General features: G+C 70.1%; 15 protein-coding genes and 1 tRNA gene. 3 read left to right on the forward strand and 13 right to left on the reverse strand.

Annotated features, from left to right (window positions below; all coding sequences use genetic code 11):
- Window positions 1-29 precede the first annotated feature (29 nt).
- The 7 genes from rho to ACWFR1_RS09120 form a co-directional block, all read right to left on the reverse strand.
- Window positions 30-2,102 (reverse strand): transcription termination factor Rho, encoded by a 2,073-nt coding sequence (rho, locus tag ACWFR1_RS09090; protein WP_453548257.1) that lies wholly within the window; start codon window positions 2,100-2,102, stop codon window positions 30-32.
- Between the two features lie 426 nt (window positions 2,103-2,528).
- Window positions 2,529-3,446, reverse strand: coding sequence for a homoserine kinase (thrB, locus tag ACWFR1_RS09095; RefSeq protein WP_453548259.1), 918 nt, complete (start codon window positions 3,444-3,446; stop codon window positions 2,529-2,531).
- A gap of 296 nt (window positions 3,447-3,742) precedes the next feature.
- A complete protein-coding gene (gene thrC, locus ACWFR1_RS09100) occupies window positions 3,743-4,813 on the reverse strand; it encodes a threonine synthase (protein WP_383375590.1) in 1,071 nt (356 codons plus the stop codon).
- Between the two features lie 6 nt (window positions 4,814-4,819).
- Window positions 4,820-6,118, reverse strand: coding sequence for a homoserine dehydrogenase (locus tag ACWFR1_RS09105; RefSeq protein ID WP_453548504.1), 1,299 nt, complete (start codon window positions 6,116-6,118; stop codon window positions 4,820-4,822).
- A gap of 150 nt (window positions 6,119-6,268) precedes the next feature.
- On the reverse strand, window positions 6,269-7,660 hold the full coding sequence (lysA, locus tag ACWFR1_RS09110; RefSeq protein ID WP_453548261.1) for a diaminopimelate decarboxylase: 1,392 nt from the start codon (window positions 7,658-7,660) through the stop codon (window positions 6,269-6,271).
- Window positions 7,661-7,678: 18 nt separating this feature from the next.
- Window positions 7,679-8,641 carry an ArgS-related anticodon-binding protein NrtL gene (gene nrtL, locus ACWFR1_RS09115; protein ID WP_453548263.1) on the reverse strand — a complete coding sequence of 321 codons (963 nt, stop codon included), beginning with the start codon at window positions 8,639-8,641 and terminating at the stop codon, window positions 7,679-7,681.
- Between the two features lie 81 nt (window positions 8,642-8,722).
- Window positions 8,723-9,412: a response regulator gene (locus ACWFR1_RS09120; RefSeq protein ID WP_453548265.1), complete on the reverse strand. Its 690-nt coding sequence runs from the start codon at window positions 9,410-9,412 to the stop codon at window positions 8,723-8,725.
- 49 nt (window positions 9,413-9,461) lie between these two features.
- On the opposite strand from ACWFR1_RS09120, the gene ACWFR1_RS09125 reads away from it, so the two are divergent.
- Window positions 9,462-9,533: transfer RNA gene (locus ACWFR1_RS09125), tRNA-Arg, on the forward strand.
- 210 nt (window positions 9,534-9,743) lie between these two features.
- Here ACWFR1_RS09125 and ACWFR1_RS09130 read toward each other — a convergent pair.
- From ACWFR1_RS09130 to ACWFR1_RS09145, 4 genes are all read right to left on the reverse strand, one after another.
- The gene (locus ACWFR1_RS09130) at window positions 9,744-10,166 is read right to left on the reverse strand and encodes a hypothetical protein (protein WP_453548267.1); all 423 of its coding nucleotides are present in this window, start codon (window positions 10,164-10,166) and stop codon (window positions 9,744-9,746) included.
- 213 nt (window positions 10,167-10,379) lie between these two features.
- Entirely contained in the window at window positions 10,380-11,369 is a 990-nt protein-coding gene (locus ACWFR1_RS09135) for a hypothetical protein (RefSeq protein ID WP_453548269.1), read from the reverse strand.
- The gene (locus ACWFR1_RS09140; RefSeq protein WP_453548272.1) at window positions 11,347-12,507 is read right to left on the reverse strand and encodes a DUF3696 domain-containing protein; all 1,161 of its coding nucleotides are present in this window, start codon (window positions 12,505-12,507) and stop codon (window positions 11,347-11,349) included. The genes ACWFR1_RS09135 and ACWFR1_RS09140 overlap by 23 nt, the downstream gene beginning before the upstream one ends.
- Entirely contained in the window at window positions 12,504-13,676 is a 1,173-nt protein-coding gene (locus tag ACWFR1_RS09145) for a DUF262 domain-containing protein (protein ID WP_453548275.1), read from the reverse strand. The genes ACWFR1_RS09140 and ACWFR1_RS09145 overlap by 4 nt, the downstream gene beginning before the upstream one ends.
- A 599-nt stretch (window positions 13,677-14,275) precedes the next feature.
- On the opposite strand from ACWFR1_RS09145, the gene ACWFR1_RS09150 reads away from it, so the two are divergent.
- Window positions 14,276-14,869, forward strand: coding sequence for a thermonuclease family protein (locus tag ACWFR1_RS09150; RefSeq protein ID WP_453548277.1), 594 nt, complete (start codon window positions 14,276-14,278; stop codon window positions 14,867-14,869).
- Window positions 14,870-14,954: 85 nt separating this feature from the next.
- On the opposite strand, the gene ACWFR1_RS09155 is transcribed toward ACWFR1_RS09150, so the two are convergent.
- Together ACWFR1_RS09155 and ku are read right to left on the reverse strand one after the other, a co-directional pair.
- A complete protein-coding gene (locus ACWFR1_RS09155; protein WP_453548506.1) occupies window positions 14,955-16,517 on the reverse strand; it encodes a M4 family metallopeptidase in 1,563 nt (520 codons plus the stop codon).
- Window positions 16,518-16,767: 250 nt separating this feature from the next.
- Complete coding sequence (gene ku / locus ACWFR1_RS09160; RefSeq protein ID WP_453548279.1) at window positions 16,768-17,730, reverse strand: non-homologous end joining protein Ku; 963 nt, start codon at window positions 17,728-17,730, stop codon at window positions 16,768-16,770.
- Between the two features lie 60 nt (window positions 17,731-17,790).
- Between ku and ligD the strand changes: the two genes are divergently transcribed.
- Window positions 17,791-18,687, forward strand: a complete 897-nt coding sequence (gene ligD / locus ACWFR1_RS09165; protein WP_453548281.1) for a non-homologous end-joining DNA ligase — start codon at window positions 17,791-17,793, stop codon at window positions 18,685-18,687.
- The last annotated feature ends 17 nt before the right edge of the window (window positions 18,688-18,704 follow it).

Genomic DNA, 18,704 nt, shown 5'->3' on the forward strand with positions numbered 1-18,704 from the left:
CGCGACCTTCGCGTGACGCAGGTCACACGTCAGTCGTCGTTCTTGCCGCCAGGCGTCGTCTTCTGGATCTGGAGCAGGAACTCGCCGTTCGACTTCGTCTGCTTCATCTTGTCGAGGAGCAGCTCGATCGCCTGCTGCTGGTCGAGCGCGTGCAGCACACGGCGCAGCTTCCAGGTGACGGCGAGCTCGTCGGCGCCGAGCAGGATCTCTTCCTTACGGGTGCCGGACGCGTCGACGTCCACCGCCGGGAAGATGCGCTTGTCGGCGAGCTTCCGGTCGAGCTTGAGCTCCATGTTGCCGGTGCCCTTGAACTCCTCGAAGATCACCTCGTCCATGCGCGAACCGGTGTCGACGAGCGCGGTGGCGAGGATGGTCAGCGAGCCGCCGTCCTCGATGTTGCGCGCCGCACCGAAGAAGCGCTTCGGCGGGTAGAGCGCGGTCGAGTCGACACCACCGGACAGGATGCGGCCGGAGGCCGGCGCCGCGAGGTTGTACGCGCGGCCCAGGCGGGTGATCGAGTCGAGCAGGACGACGACGTCGTGACCCAGCTCCACGAGACGCTTGGCACGCTCGATGGCGAGCTCGGCGACCGTGGTGTGGTCCTCGGCCGGACGGTCGAAGGTCGAGGAGATGACCTCGCCCTTGACCGACCGCTGCATGTCGGTGACCTCTTCCGGACGCTCGTCGACCAGGACGACCATCAGGTGGCACTCGGGGTTGTTGTGCGTGATCGCGTTGGCGATCGCCTGCATGATCATGGTCTTGCCGGTCTTCGGCGGGGCCACGATCAGACCGCGCTGGCCCTTGCCGATCGGCGACACGAGGTCGATGATCCGCGTGGTCAGCACGCCCGGGTCGGTCTCCAGACGGAGCCGGTCCTGCGGGTAGAGCGGGGTCAGCTTGTTGAACTCCGGGCGACCGCGACCGGAGTCGGCGGCCATGCCGTTCGCGGAGTCGAGGCGGACCAGCGCGTTGAACTTCTCGCGGCGCTCGCCGTCCTTCGGCTGACGCACGGCACCGGTGACGTGGTCACCCTTGCGCAGGCCGTTCTTGCGGACCTGGGCGAGGGAGACGTACACGTCGTTCGGGCCGGGCAGGTAGCCGGAGGTCCGGATGAACGCGTAGTTGTCGAGGATGTCCAGGATGCCCGCGACGGGGATCAGGACGTCGTCGTCGGAGACCTGCGGCTCGCCGGCCTGGAAGTCGTCACGGCCACGACGGCCACGACGGTCGCGGTAGCGACCGCGACGGCCACGACGGCCGCCCTCGTCGTCGTAGTCGTCCTGGGGGCCGGACTGCTGGCCACCCTGCTGACCCTGGCCCTGGCCCTGACCCTGCTGGCCCTGGCCCTGACCCTGGCCGCCCTGGCGCTGGCGCTGGCCGCCCTGGCCACCGCCCTGCTGCTCGTCGCCCTTGCCGCGGTCGCGCTGACGGTCACGGCGGTCACGGCGCTCGCCGCGCTCCCCGCGCTCCCCGCGCTCGCCGCGGTCACGGCGGCCACGGCCCTCGGCGCCGTCGACGGCACCCTCGGCCTTGGCGTCGGCCTGCGTGTCGGCCTTGACGTCGGTACGGGTCTCGGTGCGGGCCTCGGTCTTGACGACCGTGGCGGCCTCGGCCTTGGCCTCGCCCTCCGGCGAACCGGCGGGCGCGGTGGCGCGACGACGACGGCGCTCACCGGTCGGCTGGTCGTCACTGGCGGGCTGACCGGGGATGTCGATCTGCTGCTGGGCGACGGCCTTCTCGGCCTTCTCCGCCTGGGGCGCGGCGGTCTCGGCCGCGGTCTCGCCCGTACGGGACTTGGAGGTGGCGCGGCGCTTCGGCTTGGTCTCGGCAGCCTCGGCGGTCTTGGCGGGGGCGGCGGAACCGCCACCGGCCTGCGCCTCCTTGATGACCTCGATCAGCTGGCTCTTGCGCATACGCGCGGTGCCCCTGATGCCGAGGCCGGACGCGACCTGCTGCAGCTCGGCCAGGACCATGCCGTCGAGGCCGGTGCCGGAGCGGCGGCGCCGTGCGGTGCCGCCGGTGGCAGCACCTGCGGCGGGCGCGGCGGTGTCGACACTGTTGTCGGCAGTCACGCCCATCAGATCGGTGGTGTCGCTCACGAAGGGTCCTTCCCTGGAGCGGACGTCGGCCATCTGGCTCGGCGACCGGTTGTGCTGTCCGGCAGGGTCCTGGCTTGTGGACCGTGTCCGGGGCGGTGGTCCCGCCGGGTACGGCGGAGAGAGAAACGTGCTGGGGTCCGGCCCGAGCGCCCCCTGCTCGGCCCTCACTGTGAAAGAGCGAGGGGTGTCGTGCCGGTTCCGGAGCGTGCTCAAAACTGCTCAGGCAGGCTGCTCAGGCAGTTGGGGAGGCTCCCGGAAGAATCGGTGGTCCCTGATGGGGACACTCAGCACCGCGCCACAAAGGCGCCAGATGCTGACTTGAGGTTAACACTACCGGCTCCAACAAACATTCCCCCTCTCCCTCACCGGCAATCTCGTGTCCGGAGCACTGCGGGGGCGCTGCCCGGCGCCCCCGCCGCCGCGGCCCTAGGGGGCCAGCGGCAGCACGCTCGCACCGGACGCGTCGAGGTCGAGCCGGTTCGCGGCCCAGCCCTCGCCCGCCAGCCGGGCGACCTTGTCGGCCGTCCCGTGTTCGGCCAGCGCGAGCACCGTGGGGCCCGCGCCGGAGATGACCGCGGGGACGCCGTCCGCGCGCAGTCGGTTCACGAGGGCCAGGCTCTCCGGCATCGCGGGGGCCCGGTACTCCTGGTGCAGCCGGTCCTCGGTGGCCGAGAGCAGCAGCTCGGGGCGACGGGTCAGGGCCTCGACGAGGAGGGCGGCGCGCCCGGCGTTGGCCGCGGCGTCCACATGCGGGACGGTGCGCGGCAGAAGTCCGCGGGCGGTCTCGGTCAGTACGGGCTTTCCGGGGACGAAAACCACCGGAACGATGGAATCCGAGGGATCCATCCTGATCGCCCGCGCGGCGCCGGACTCGGTCCAGGCGAGCGTGAAGCCGCCGAGGAGACAGGCGGCGACGTTGTCGGGGTGGCCCTCGATCTCGGTGGCGAGCTCGAGCAGGGCCGCCTCGTCGAGCTTCGTGTCCCCGCCTATGGTCACGGCGCGGGCGGCGACGATGCCGGCGCAGATGGCGGCGGAGGAGGAGCCGAGGCCGCGGCCGTGCGGGATGCGGTTGGCGCAGACGACCTCAAGACCGCGCGGCTGTCCGCCGAGCAGGTCGAAGGCCGTGCGCAGGGAACGTACGAGCAGGTGGCTCTCGTCGCGTGGAAGGGTCTCCGCCCCCTCGCCGGCGATGTCGACGTGCAGCCCGGAGTCGGCGACACGGACGACGACGTCGTCGTAGAGCCCCAGCGACAGGCCGAAGGCGTCGAAGCCCGGGCCGAGATTGGCGCTGGTGGCGGGGACGCGCACCCGTACGGCGGCGGCGCGGAACGCTGGACCGGCCATCGCTCGATGACTCTCCTTGATTGCGACAACGGGTAGTTCACTCAACAGGCGTGGCTCGAGAGGTACTCGGAAACCCGGGGGCCGTTTCGGCCACGAAGGCGACAACGGCAACGACACCGCGCATATGCGTCGGGGCGGGTTCGGCACAGCCTATCGAAGGAAGGTTCTGTGGCGACATAGGGCGCACAGGAGGCGCACGATGCGTGTCGCGGGCCAACCTGTGCGCCTATGTACGTTCCTGATCGGGTTTCGATCAGCGCTTCACCCCGCACGAGGGGCGGGGCGAAGCGATGGGATCAGGCCAGGCCGAGGCGCTCGGCGGCGGCCGCGGCGTCGACCGGGACGGTCACGGGCTGCGGCGCGCCGGCCACGGCCCAGTCGGGGTCCTTCAGGCCGTTGCCCGTGACGGTGCAGACGATCGTCTGGCCCGGGTCGACCTTGCCCTGCTCGGCGGCCTTCAGCAGACCGGCGACCGAGGCGGCCGAGGCGGGCTCGACGAAGACGCCCTCCTGGGCGGCCAACAGACGGTAGGCGCGGAGGATCTCACGGTCCGTCACCTCGTCGATGAAGCCACCCGACTCGTCGCGCGCGGCGATCGCGTAGTCCCACGAGGCCGGGTTGCCGATGCGGATCGCGGTGGCGATCGTCGACGGGTCCTTGACGACCTCGCCGCGCACGAGCGGCGCGGAACCGGAGGCCTGGAAGCCCCACATGCGCGGCCGGTGCGTGGACATCGCGTCGGCGGCGTACTCGGTGTAGCCCTTCCAGTACGCCGTGATGTTGCCGGCGTTGCCGACGGGCAGCACGTGGATGTCGGGGGCGTCGCCCAGCATGTCCACGATCTCGAAAGCGGCGGTCTTCTGACCCTCGATGCGGACCGGGTTGACCGAATTGACCAGCGCCACCGGGTAGTTCTCGGAGAGGCTGCGGGCCAGCGTCAGGCAGTCGTCGAAGTTGCCGTCGACCTGGAGGATCTTCGCACCGTGGATGAGCGCCTGGCCCATCTTGCCGAGCGCGATCTTGCCCTGGGGCACGAGGACGGCCGACACCATGCCGGCCCGTACCGCGTAGGCCGCGGCCGAGGCGGAGGTGTTGCCGGTGGAGGCGCAGATGACGGCCTGCGCGCCCTCCTCCTTGGCCTTGGTGATGGCCATGGTCATGCCCCGGTCCTTGAAGGAGCCGGTGGGGTTGGCGCCCTCGACCTTGAGGTGCACCTCGCAGCCCGTGCGCTCGGAGAGGACCTGAGCGGGGACGAGCGGCGTACCGCCCTCACGGAGCGTGACGACCGGCGTCGTGTCCGTGACCGGAAGGCGGTCCCGGTACTCCTCGATGATGCCGCGCCACTGGTGGGTGCCCTTGCTGGTCATGGGTCCTTACTCCCCTTCAACACGCATGATGCTGGCGACACCGCGCACGGTGTCGAGCTTCCGCAGCGCGTCGACGGTCCCGGAGAGGGCGGCGTCGGGCGCTCGGTGGGTGACGACGACGAGGGAGGCCTCGCCGCCTCCGTCCTGTCGTCCTTGCTGTCGTACCGTGTCGATCGACACGCCGTGCTCGGCGAAGACCGTCGCGACCTGGGCGAGGACGCCCGGCTTGTCGGCCACGTCGAGGCTGATGTGGTACCGCGTCACCACGTCGCCCATGGGGCTCACGGGCAGCTGGGTGTACGCGGACTCGCCGGGGCCGTTGGCCTCGTTGAGTTTGTTGCGGCACACGGCGACCAGGTCGCCGAGGACGGCCGAGGCCGTCGGGGCACCGCCGGCGCCGGGGCCGTAGAACATGAGCTGCCCGGCGGCGTCGGCCTCGACGAAGACCGCGTTGTACGCCTCGCGGACGGAGGCCAGCGGGTGGCTCAGCGGGATCATCGCCGGGTGCACGCGCGCGGTGACGGACTCGCCGTCGGCGGCCCGCTCGCAGATCGCGAGCAGCTTGATGGTGCAGCCCATCCGCTTCGCCGAGGCGAAGTCGGCGGCGGTGACCTCGGTCATGCCCTCGCGGTAGACGTCGTCGAGACGCACGCGCGTGTGGAAGGCGATCCCGGCGAGGATGGCGGCCTTGGCGGCGGCGTCGAAGCCCTCGACGTCGGCGGTCGGGTCGGCCTCGGCGTACCCGAGGGCGGTGGCCTCGTCGAGTGCCTCGGAGTACCCGGCGCCGGAGTTGTCCATCTTGTCGAGGATGAAGTTCGTCGTGCCGTTGACGATGCCCATCACGCGGTTGATCTTGTCGCCGGCGAGGGACTCGCGCAGCGGCCGGATCAGCGGGATGGCGCCGGCGACGGCGGCCTCGTAGTAGAGGTCCTGCCCCTGCTGCTGGGCGGCGGCGTAGAGCGTCGCGCCGTCCTGGGCGAGGAGCGCCTTGTTCGCGGAGACGACGGAGGCACCGTGCTCGAAGGCGGTGGTGATGAGCGTGCGGGCCGGCTCGATCCCGCCGATGACCTCGACGACGACGTCGATGTCGCCCCGTTTGACCAGGGCGGTCGCGTCGGTGGTGATCAGCTCGGCCGGGATGCCCCCGCGGACCTTGTCCGGGCGGCGGACGGCGACGCCGGCGAGCTCGACCGGGGCGCCGATGCGCGCGGCGAGGTCGTCGGCGTGCGTCGTCATGATGCGCGCCACCTCTGAGCCGACCACTCCACAGCCCAGCAGCGCCACCTTCAGCGGACGCGTACGCATCATCCGACCTCTTTCTCGTACTTCTGCTTCGTATCTCTACGGTCGTATTTCTACGGTGGAACCAGTCTCACTCACCGGACGGGGGTTTCAGCCCCCTGTCCGGATCCTGAGACATCTATTTCATCACTCGACTATTACTCGACTATTTCATCACCCGACGTCGAGGCGCAGGAGATCTTCCTCCGTCTCACGCCGGACGATCACCCGGGCCTCGCCGTCGCGCACGGCGACGACGGGCGGCCGGAGCGCGTGGTTGTAGTTGCTGGCCATGGAGCGGCAGTACGCGCCGGTGGCGGGCACGGCGACGAGGTCGCCGGGGGCCAGGTCGGCGGGCAGGAAGGCGTCCCGTACGACGATGTCACCGCTCTCGCAGTGCTTGCCGACGACCCGGGAGAGCATCGGCTCGGCGTCACTGGTCCGGGAGACGAGGCTGACGCTGTACTCGGCGTCGTACAGGGCGGTGCGGATGTTGTCCGACATGCCGCCGTCGACGCTCACGTACGTCCGCAGCCCTTCGAGGGGCTTGACGGTGCCGACCCGGTAGAGCGTGAAGGCGGTCGGCCCGACGATGGCGCGCCCCGGCTCGACGGAGATGCGCGGCGTGGCGAGCCCGGCGGCCTCGCACTCCCTCGTCACGATCTCGCCGAGCGCCTTGGCGATCTCGTGCGGTTCGCGCGGGTCGTCCTCGGAGGTGTACGCGATGCCGAGGCCGCCGCCGAGGTCGATCTCGGGCAGCTCGACGCCGTGCTCGTCCCGCACCTCGGCGAGCAGTTGCACGACGCGGCGCGCCGACACCTCGAACCCGGCCATGTCGAAGATCTGCGACCCGATGTGCGAGTGGATGCCGATGAGCTCGAGCCCGTCGAGCTTCAGGGCGCGGCGCACGGCCTCGGCGGCCTGCCCACCGGCGAGCGCGATGCCGAACTTCTGGTCCTCGTGCGCGGTGGCGATGAACTCGTGCGTGTGGGCCTCGACGCCGACGGTGACGCGGATCTGCACGCGCTGCCGCTTGCCGAGCGACTGGGCGACGTGCGCGACCCGGACGATCTCCTGGAAGGAGTCGAGCACGATGCGCCCGACGCCGGCCTCGACGGCCGTACGGATCTCGTCCTCGCTCTTGTTGTTGCCGTGGAAGGCGATGCGCTCGGCGGGCATGCCGGCGGAGAGGGCCGTGGTCAGCTCGCCCCCGGAACACACGTCGAGGTTCAGCCCCTCCTCCTTGAGCCACCGGACGACCGCCCGGGAGAGGAACGCCTTCCCGGCGTAGAACACGTCGGCGTCCTTGCCGAAGGCGTCGGCCCAGGCGCGGCAGCGGGTGCGGAAGTCGGTCTCGTCGAGGAAGTAGGCGGGCGTACCGAACTCCTCGGCAAGCGCGTCGACGCTCAGCCCGCCGACGGTGACGACCCCTCGCTCGTCCCTCGCGACGGTCCGGGCCCACACCTTCGGGTCGAGGACGTTGAGGTCGGCGGGCGGCGCGGAGTAGTGCCCCTCGGTGAGGACGTCGGCGTGACGGGGGCCTGCGGGGTGGGCGGAACGGCTCATGTCTGTTCTTCTGCTCTTTCAGATCCGGTCGGGTGCGCTGATGCCGAGCACGGAGAGGCCACCGGCGAGCACCGTCCCGGCGGCTTCGGCGAGCGCCAGCCGGGAGCGATGGGCGGCCGAGGGTTTCTCGTCGCCGAGCGGCAGGACGGTGTGCTGGAACGCGAGCAGCGCGTCGGCGACGGCTTCGAGGTGCCGGGCGACCCGGTCGGGGGCACGGTGGCGGGCGGCGGCGAGGAGAACGAGGGGGTGGTCGCCGAGCACACCGAGAAGTTCGGGTGCGTCGACGGGCGTCTCGTACGAGGGAGTGATGTGGAGCTGCTCGCCGTTGACGAGGAGCCGCCGCACCCGGGAGTACGCGTACCGCACCCGGAAGAGAGGGTTGCGCTCGTGCTGGGCGAGGAGGGGCGCGCCGTCGAGGGGCCGGTCGTGGGGCGCGGGCCGCAGGAGGGCCCACCGGGCGGCATCGCGCCCGAGCCTCTCCTCTGCATGGGCCCCGGGATGTACGTACACCCGCTCACAGCCACCGAACCCGGCATCGGCCCCCTGAGAACGCAGCAGCCGGACGACGACCTCGGTCACGAGGACGGCCCGCGACTCCGTCACGTCGGCGAAGCGGACGGAGGTCCCGGCGAGGGCGGTGCCGTGCCCGTACGCGGCTCCGCCGGCGAGAACCGTCCGGACGAGCTCGCTCCCCGCGTCACCGCGGAGGGTGAAGTTCAGGAACCCGGGCCCGGTGATCTCGACACCGCGGAGTCCGGGGGCGTCACGGAGCCGCTCCTCGATGATGGCGGCGACCTCGCGCGCGCTGCGGCCGGCGGGCCTGGCGAGCGTGAGGGCGACGTTACTGGCGTACTCCCCGACACCGCCGGGCCGCGCCCGCTCGACCTTGACCCGCGGGGGCACCTCGACCCGCAGCGCACCGTCGTCGACCGCACGGCGCACGGCGTGCAGCACGGTGAGGGAGAGGTCCGCGGGGGTCACGGGACAAGCCTAGGGGAGGAGGGGGGTCCGAACGCGAACCGGTTTCGCCATGCGGGCACCCGGATCCCACCCGTCCGCTCCTCAGAGAGCGCCGGGGGCACTTCCGAGGCGCCGGGATTCGTCGAGAGTGTCTTGCCGGGGGTCGGGTCGGAGGGCCGGCCGGGAGTCCTGGCGGGGATCCGGTCGGAGGTCCTGCCGAGAAGCCTGCCGAGAGTCCTGCCGTCCTTCGGCTGCGGGCGGCTCCTCTCCCCCGTCCTGCCCGGGGGCCTCCCGGTGCTCCCGACGCTCGTGGTGCATCAGCTGACGCACGACACGGACGAGCTCGGAGGGCTCGAAGGGCTTGGCAAGAAAGGCGTCGACACCGGAACCGCTCCCACCGGCCACCTCGTGCTCACCGCAGGCACTGATGATCGCCACCGGCAGATGTCTGGTCCGCGGATCGGCGCGCAGCCGCTCGGCCGTCTTGATCCCGTCCAAGCGGGGCATGACGACATCCAGGGTGACGACATCGGGACAGACCTGATGTACGACATCCAGACACTCGGCACCATCGGCCGCGGTCACGACCTCGAACCCCTCGAGTTCGAGATTGACCCTGATCAACTGCCGGATCACCTTGTTGTCGTCGACAACGAGCACCCGACCGGACACGCCTGACACACCAATGAGAGTAGGACGCCCCGAGAGGCTGCGTCCGGGTTTTGCCCACTTCCGACCCGTGCGGGGGACCCAGCGCCTGATGACGCCCCGGAAATACCTGTTCACAGGCACGCCCCACGAGCTGGTAGTGTTCAACCCGTCGCCGCCGAACGCGGCGCACGCCCCCGTAGCTCAGGGGATAGAGCAACGGCCTCCGGAGCCGTGTGCGCAGGTTCGAATCCTGCCGGGGGCACTTCGCAGGAAGTGCCAAACAGACCCCGTGATCAGCGGAAACGCTGAGCGCGGGGTCTTGTTGTATGTGCAGGCGGTTGCCGGGCAAAGCGGCCGTATGACAGGAGTTGCGACCTATTCACGGCCTGGGCCGCAGGGCGGAGCCCGGGTGAGGACGCAGCAACGCGCAGGCCCCGGGACGGGTGCCAGGGGCCTCGTGCGGGGTGCCTCCCTAGTCGGCAGTGACTCCCCAGTAGCCGATCTGAGCGGGCTCGCCATCGCGATAGAGAACGGTGCAGTTGCCCTGGGCGCGATCGGGGAAGTCCAACCGCCCTGCGTCGAGAGCCTCGTCCCATTCCTCGTAGGTGGGCTGGCCGGCGGTAGACCAGGCGCGCACCTCGTCATCGGTCAGCGGACGCATGAACGGACCGTCGTCCGTGTCCGTGGCGTCGATCATGCGGGGGAAGTCCAGCACGGTGGCCGTGCCACCGGTGAAGATGTACTCGTGCCATGCAGGGTCCCGCCACAGCTCCTCGATGGATCGCCCTTCGAAGCCGTGGTCGTCCCGCGCGAGCTCCTCTTCCCTGGCCTGCCGGAACGCGGCTGCCAGATCACGCTGATACGGGACCGTCTGAGTCCACGCGTTACCGCCCACCCTTGTCCCCTCCCTTTTGAGTCGTCGTAGCGAAGGCGCAGCGTAAGGGAAGTCACCGACAGCGCACCTGGCGCGGTGCTCGTACGGGCAGGAGAGTGAACGGGCGTATCGCCGATTGACCTCTGACCGGGCGGTGCCGGACGGTGCAACACCGTCCGGCACCTACCGAGAAGTCGCTCACCGCGGCGGGACTCGCCAACGGGGCTGACGTCACTACGTGTCCAGGTGATCCACGAAGATCCCGATCAAAATGCGATCGTCCAGACGCTGATCGGGCAGGCTGAAGTGGACGCGGTTGCGGTGCGCCTCCTTCTTGGCGTGCCACTCACAGCGATATTCCCGCTTCTCATGTACGACGTCCCGCTGCTTCATGACACTCGGCTTGGAACGCGTGTTGGGGCTCTCCGGAGAAAGGTTGAGTCTGTGGTGGCCGAGTTCCGCCTTGACGTCCGCCGCCACTCCCGAGTGCTTGGTCATGGCATCCGCGAAATGGTCGTTCACCACGGTCAGGACGTGAACGACCCAGTCCCGTAGTTGCGCGTAACCGCCGTCGAACTTCCGGAAGGTGAGCGAATCCGCGAAGACCAGCCCCGGAAAGGCCTCCTTCGCTCTGTCGAAGAACTCATGCTCACCCACGTTCTCGCGGGCGAACAGCGAACGCCAGAACTCCGGAAGGCCAGGCGGTCCAGCGAGGAAATACACGTCCCGCTCGACATGCTCCACCGTCCCCCCGTCCGGCGCCAAGGCCGAGACCGAGACCGGGTGCCAGCCGCGCCGGCCGGACACAGGGAAGACGAGGCACCCGGCGCGGTGGCCACGTCCCGCGTGCCACCAGGCGTACGCAACCGACAGGGCCAGTGATGACGCTTCCTCGGCGACCGCCACCTCGTCGGGCAGGCCCGGAAGATCCGGGTCCCAGGACGGGCAACGGTCCATCATCCTCGCCATCCGCAGCCGCGCGTCCCGCCCCGCCTTCGGTGTCTCGCCCTCGTACAGGACGTCATGGAGGTCACGCCCGTCCGCGCACTCCGCGTCGAACCACCAGGGCGAGACGGCGACGACGTGACTCTCCGCCAGCCCTTCGAGAGCGTCACTGAACTCATCCATCGCATCGGTCAGTTGCCCTTCGGTGAGCCCCCGGAAGTCGAACGACGACTCGTCGACGACGAACCGGGCCGGCTCACCTCCCCCTGCGCCTGGCACGTGCCAGCCTCCCCAGGTCCCGCTCGATCTGGTCGAAGAAGCCCTCCGGCCAGTCGGTCAGCTCACCCGTACCGGTGAGCTCGATGGGCACGGAACCGGCCGCGTCCGTGCCGAAGAAGTGGATCAGTGATGACTCCGGGTCGATGACCCGGTCCTCGGCCACCGCGAGCCGTACCCCGTTGATCACATGGTCGCTGTGGGTCTCCACGATGACCTGCGCCCCCGCCCCCGCGACCCTCGCCAGGAAGCGTCCCAGCTGGGACTGGCCACCAGGATGCAGATGGGCTTCGGGATTCTCCACGATCAGCATGTCGCCGGGCCGGGTGAGCAGACCTGCCACGATGACCGGCAGTGCGTAGGAGAAACCGAACCCCATATTGGTGGGGCGGATCGCCTCGCTCAGCAGCCCCGGCTCCCGGAATCGGATCGTGCTCGCCGTGATGCCGGGCGGCCACTGCGCACTGATCTCGATGGGCCGGATGATGTCGGACGCCCACATCTCGACCTGCGTCCGCAGGACCGTGACCCCGTGGGTGGCCTCCGTGTCCGGGTGACGCAGCTCCGCCCGTACCGACCTGCTCTCGTGCAGGGCGAGCACCTGGGCCGTGTACTCGCCCCGCACGCCGACTCCGAGGAGGTCGGGGTGCTCCGCGGAGACGTCGAGCTGGTCCCGGGGTCCGAGGCGTTCGGCGCACAGGTAGGTGAAGGCGCCCCCCTGGCCGGCCAGCTCGGGCGGCGGCGCGTCGGCGTACGGCGGGACGTCGAGGTACAGCGCCTGCTCGTCAGGGACGGCGAAGACGAGGTCACTCACCAGCTCGCCACCGCCGTTGCTGCTGCCGTCGCCGGTGTCGGCAACACGGCCCCCGTCACCGTCGCTTTCGAGCCTGACTCCGATGACCGAGTCCGGCGCGTCGGGGTGCAGCAACTCGTGCGCCTCACCGAGGGACAGACCGTACGGGCCGTTGAGCCGCACCACACGGGTGCCAGGGGCGTCGGCGAGCTGGCGGGCGAGGAGCAGGGTCTGGATGACCGTGCTCTTGCCGGTTCCGTTGAGGCCGGTGAGGACGGTGAGCGGGCGCAGGTCGAACTCGGCCTCGGCGAATCGCTTGAAGTGGCTGATGCCCAGTGAAGTGATCACCGGCTGGCCTCTGCGGCCTCGGCAGTGGCGCGGAAGCGGTAGATCACGCGCTTGGTATCACCGGTGGAAGAGGTGATGGACTCCAGATAGCGGTAGTCACGCGTCATCAGCGATCGAGCGCTCTCGACGATGAAGTCGGCCCGCTCCTCAAGGTCTCCGGCTTCGTAGTCGACCAGGGTGATCGCCCACGCCTCGAAGAGCGCCCGGTTGATGGGGTACTTGCCCATACCCTCGGGCCCCTTCGGCCACTTCCGGAACGCCTGGTCCCCGAAGACGACGCGTGCGTTCTCCATGGCTCGCCGGAAATCGGACATGAGCCGATGGGCCTTGGCGTCGTCCACCTCGTTCGGGTCGTCCAGCATCGCGGTGGTGCGCTGGAGGAACGGGTCCATCGCCGCGAACGTGACGTATCCCCCCGGCCCGTGGAGCCAGAAGGCGGCGAAGCGCAGCGCCATCTCCCGGTCGTTCATGCGGACATGCCCGCCCAAGCCGTTCGTGGCCGCGTTGAACTCGACGGAAGAGGTCATCATCTTGAGGATCTGCCGGCTGCGGTCCTTGCTCATGCAGTGTCGGATCTCCTGCGCGTTGAGCGGAGTCCCACCCGTGTTGATGCGCTTGAAGATGTCGTACATGACATCCGGCGGGGTCGTCGGATCGATGACATGGGCCATGATCTGCGCGTTGTTGATCCGTCGCTTCCACGGTGCGGGCAGATCCTCGAACCGCTTCCCCTCCACTGCCTCGCCCAGATACTCGAGCCCCTTGAGGACGAAGGCCGCCTCGTCCTTGCCGCGTACGAAGTCGTGGATCGTGGAAAGCCTCTGGAGCCCGTCGACAACCCGCATGAACCCGTCCGTGTCCTCAGCGAAGTAGAACGCGGGCAGCGGAATCTGAAGGAGCACGGATTCGATCAGACGAGACTTCTGCACGTGCTTCCAGACACGGCCGCGCTGGAAGTCGGGAGCGAGCTCCAGCGACTCGTCGTCGATCATGTCGAGGGCGTTGCGCAGGGAGAACTGTTTGCTGTTGACCCTGATCTGCTCCGGATTCCACGGACGCTCGATCTCGGGGACCTCTTCGTCCTCCGCCTCGGTCTCGACGCCCGTGGGCAGGTCGAGGAAGTGCTCCTCCTGAATGGCCGGCGGCGCCGGGGTCTCCGAGCTCGTCATGCGGTCGATCGTATCCGGGAGGCCGGGGGCCGAGGCCGCCGACCTTCGGGTCGGTCACGTGCGACGACGCTCCCCACCGGGACCCGTGGGGCCAGGGCCTTCGCCCAAGTCCTCGACCCGCTGTCGCACGAGGCCCTACCGCAGGGAGCCGGCCACGGTCCACGTCGGCGACGGCACGGGTGACGAGCGCGATCCGGGTCCCAAGACGCAGGACGGCACCGGCTCGGCTGGTCGGTCGAACCGCCGGCCTCCGCGAACCCGCGTGCGGCGCCGCGTGCGGTCGATGGTGGTGTACTGGAGGGACCCGCAGAGAGGGGCGCGCCATGTGCCCCTCGCCTTCCCACGATCCCGATGCCTGGCGCCGCCGGCCCTGGGCTTCGTCTCGGCCCCCTCGGCCTACTCGGCGCACACGTTTTCCGAAACACCCGTTGTTCTTGGCGACTCTCGTCTCGTTCGCTCTGCTGTTGGGCCTCGGAGCACTGCTGGGGCAGGGAAAGGAGCCTGCTCCTGGGGCACCCCCGGCAGCCGCGGACACGGCGGAGCGGAGTACGCCCGCCCAGCGGCCCGCCCCCGCGCCACACGCCGTGGTGGTGACACGGGTGATCGACGGCGACACCATCGAGGTGCGCGGGAACGGCACGGTCATCCCCGCCGGGGTGAAGGCCACGGTCCGCCTGCTGGAGATCGACGCACCTGAGAAGGGCGCCTGCTTCAGCCGCGAGGCCACCGCGCGGACCCGGGCGCTGCTTCCCCCGGGAAGCACGGTCCGGGTGGAGCGTGACGACGAGCTCAAGGACCGGTACAGGCGCTACCTGCTCTATGTGTGGAACGACGACGGCGTCTTCGTCAACGAGGCTCTGGTGCGAAGCGGTCACGCCAAGAGCGTGCTGTACCAGCCCAACGACAATTACTGGTCCAGGATTTCCGGTGCACAGGGCGCGGCCCAGCAGGCGGACGCGGGCCTCTGGTCGGCCTGCGCTGCCGTGGCGACCGCTCCTCCGCAGACACCGAAGCCCTCGGAGCCCCCGACGCTCCCGGAGCCGGACCGCCGACCCCCGGGTCTGTCTCCCGGCCCTGCGGCGGGCGTCCCGGACGTGGACTGTTCGGACCTCTCCGGCCCGGTCTGGGTCGGCCCGAGCGACCCCCACCGGCTCGACCGCGACGGCGACGGCATCGGCTGCGACTCGGCGTGACCGCTGCGACGTCCGCCGTCCGGAATGCCGAGGGGGCCGTTCGGCGGTGGTGCGGTGCCGAACGACCCCCTGGTGGCGTGCGGGGTTACTTCACGTTGATCGCGGTCCAGGTGTTGGCGACCGCCGTGTACTCCGGGCTGCCGGCGCCGTAGAGGTCCGTGGCTGCCGAGAGGGTGGCTACGCGGGCGCCCGCGTAGTTGGTGGAGGAGGTCATGTAGGTGGAGAGGGCCTTGTACCAGATCTTGTAGGCCTTCTGGCGGCCGATGCCCGCGAGGGTGGAGCCGTCGTAGGTCGGCGAGGAGTGGACCACGCCGTTGATCGTCTTCGTGCCGCTGCCCTCGGAGAGCAGGTAGAAGAAGTGGTTCGCCGGGCCCGAGGAGTAGTGGACGTCGAGGCGGCCGACCGAGCTGGACCAGTAGTCGGCGGAGTTGCCGTCCTTGCTGGGCTTGTCCATGTAGCGGAGCGGCGTGCCGTTGCCGCGGATGTCGATCTTCTCGCCGATGAGGTAGTCGCCCGCGTCGGCGGTGCTGCCGGCGTAGAACTCGACCGCGGTGCCCAGGATGTCGGAGGTGGCTTCGTTGAGGCCGCCCGACTCCCTGCTGTAGCGGAGGCCCGCGGTGGCGGCGGTGAGGCCGTGGGTCATCTCGTGGCCCGCGACGTCGAGGGAGGTGAGTGGCTTGAGGTTGCCCGCGCCGTCTCCGTACGTCATGCAGAAGCAGGAGTCCGACCAGAAGGCGTTGACGTACGCGTTGCCGTAGTGGACGCGCGAGTACGCGGCGACGCCGTCGCCCCGGATGCCGTTGCGGCCCAGCTCGTTCTTGTAGAAGTCCCAGGTGACGGCCGCGCCGTAGTGCGCGTCCGCGGCGGCGGTCTCGCGGTTCGTCGCGAGGCCGTTGCCCCAGGTGTCCGTGCTGTTGGTGAAGAGCGAACCGGTGCCGCTGGTGCCGCCGTTGAGGTCGTACGTCTTGTGGCCGCCGCGCGTGGCGTCCGTGAGGGTGTACGAGGGCGACGTGCCGAGCGTGACCTGGCCGCTGTACTGGGTGTTGCCGGTGCCCGTCTCGATCGCCTCGAAGGAGTAGAGCTCCTTGCCCGTGGCGGCGTCGGTGATCACGTGGCGCTCGCTCGGAGTGCCGTCGTGCTGCGTGCCCGTGACGGTCGTCTCCCAGGCCAGCGTCGGCTTGCCCGTGGCCGCCCAGATCACCTTGCGGGCCGTGCTCTTCGCCGTCGCCGCGGGGGCCTTGGCCTCGGTCGTCGGGACCGATATGCGGGCGCCGGTCGCCTTCGTCGTCGCGCGCGAGCCGTCCTTCTTCTGGTGGACGACCAGGTCGCCACCGAGGACCGGCAGGCCTTCGTACGTGCGCTCGTAGCGCGTGTGGACCGTGCCGTCGGCGTCCTTGACCACGTCGCGGACGACCAGCTTCTCCTGGCCCGAGAGGCCGATGGCCTTGGCGGTGGCGGCGGCCCCTGCCTGCGCCTCCTGGACGGCGGCGGCGCGCTGCGGACCGGTGAGGACGAGCGCGGTGGCGCCGGCCTCCCGCTGGGCGTCGGCGCTGGCGGAGCCGGTCTGGACTCCTACGACGAGCATGGCCGCCGAGGCGATGAGGGCGGTCGAGACGACGGTACGACGGTGCGAGGACTGCTGGCGGATCACGCGGGCTCCTTCGCTGAAGCACGTGGGGATCGTGTGGGGGGGGTGGCGGGTGTGATGCGGGTGCGAGCGTGCCAGCGAAGTCGACTGTTTGACAGGTCTGCAACAAGAATTTGACCAGCTGTTGTCCGAAGGTCGGTCACTTCTGTCCGGTGTGCGGTGACTTGGGCTCGGTGTGGGGGGTGAGGGAGGGGCAGCGCAGAGGCCCCCGGACCGTGGTCCGGGGGCCTCTGCGGGGGCTTCGCGTTGTTCAGGCCGTGCGTTTGCGTGGCGGCTTCTTCGCCGGCGTCTTCGCCGATGTCTTCGCTGCGGACTTCTTCGCTGCGGCCTTCTTCGCGGTCGTCGCCTTCGACGTCGCCGTCGGCTTCGGCTGGGCCTTCTTCGCCGCCCTCGGCCGCGACGCGAGTTCCGTCACCTCCGCGGTCTCCCCCCGCGCCTCCTTCGCCGCCCGCACGCTGTTCTCCAGCGCCGCCATCAGGTCGATGACCTGGCCGCCGCCGCCCTCCTCGCCAGGCACCGGAGGCGCCACCGCCTCGCCGCCCTCCGCCTTGGCCGCGATCATCTCCTCCACGGCGGTGCGGTAGTCGTCGTGGAGCGTGGTGAGGTCGACCTCGCCGAGGGTCGCCATCAGGGCGTCCGCCAGGTCGAGTTCCGCCTCCCGTACCGTCACCGGCGTCTCGGGGGCCACGCCCTCCGGCGCCCTGATCTCGTCCGGCCAGAGCAGCCCGTGCATCGCGATCACGTCGTCCACGACGCGGAGCATGCCGAGCCGCTCCCGCCCCCGCAGCGCGAACTTCGCCACCGCCACCTTGTCGCTGCGCTTGAGCGCCTCGCGGAGCAGGGTGTACGGCTTCGCGGCCGGTACGCCGTTCGCCGAGAGGTAGTACGCCGCCTCCATCTGGAGCGGGTCGATCTCCCCGGCCGGCACGAAGGCCACGATCTCGATCGTCTTCGCCGTCGGGAGCGGCAGCGCGGCCAGATCCTCGTCGGTGATCGGGATCATGGTCCCGTCGGCCTCCTCGTACGCCTTGCCGATCTCCGCCGCGGCGACCTCCTCGCCGTCGAGCTCGCACACCTTCTTGTAGCGAACCCGGCCGCCGTCCTCCGTATGGATCTGACGGAAGGAGACGGACCGGCTCTCGGTGGCGTTCACCAGCTTGATCGGGATGCTGACCAGCCCGAAGGAAATGGCGCCGTTCCAGATGGATCGCACTGTTTTTTCTCTTTCGAGGTATATCGGAGATATGTCCGGTCGACGGGGGATTCTCATCGTATGACGCCCATCACAGAGGTGGAGGGGCGGCGCCTGGCGCTCAGCAACCTGCACAAGGTGCTCCACCCGCTCACCGGTACGACCAAGGGCGAGGTGCTGCACTACTACGCCACCGTCGGGGCCGCGATCCTGCCGCATCTGCGCGATCGGCCCGTCTCCTTCCTGCGCTATCCGGACGGTCCGGACGGGCAGCTCTTCTTCACCAAGAATCCGCCGCCCGGCACACCCTCCTGGGTGAGCACCGCCCCCGTGCCCCGCTCCGACGACCCCCGGGCGCGGCAGGTCGTGATCCAGGACCTCGCCTCCCTGATGTGGGCCGCGAACCTCGTCGTCGAGTTCCACACCCCCCAGTGGCGGGCCTCCTCCCCCGCCATCGCCGACCGGCTCGTGTTCGACCTCGACCCCGGGGCGCCCGCGACGGTCGTCGAGTGCTGCCGGGTCGCCCTCCACCTGCGCGAGCGGCTCGCCGCCGACGGCCTGGAGGCCTTCGCCAAGACCTCCGGGTCCAAGGGGCTGCATGTGCTCGTACCGGTGGTGCCGACGCCCTCCGAGCGGGTCTCGGCGTACGCGAAGGAGCTCGCCGTCGAGGCGGAGGCCGCGCTGCCCGGTCTCGTCGTGCACCGGATGGCCCGCGCCCTGCGGCCCGGCAAGGTCTTCGTCGACCACAGCCAGAACGCCGCCGCCAAGACCACCGCCACCCCCTACACCCTGCGCGCCCGGGCCCGGCCCACCGTCTCGGCACCCGTCACCTGGGAGGAGGTGGCGGGCTGCGCCGAGCCCGGCGCGGATCCGGAGGAGCTCGTTCTGTCGATGGACGACATCGCGCCACGTCTGGAGCGGTACGGAGAGCTGTTGGCGCCCCTTTTCGCGCCCGAGCACGCCGGGAGCCTGCCGTGAAGGCGGGGACGGTTCGC

The organism is Streptomyces sp. NPDC055103 (assembly GCF_053607625.1).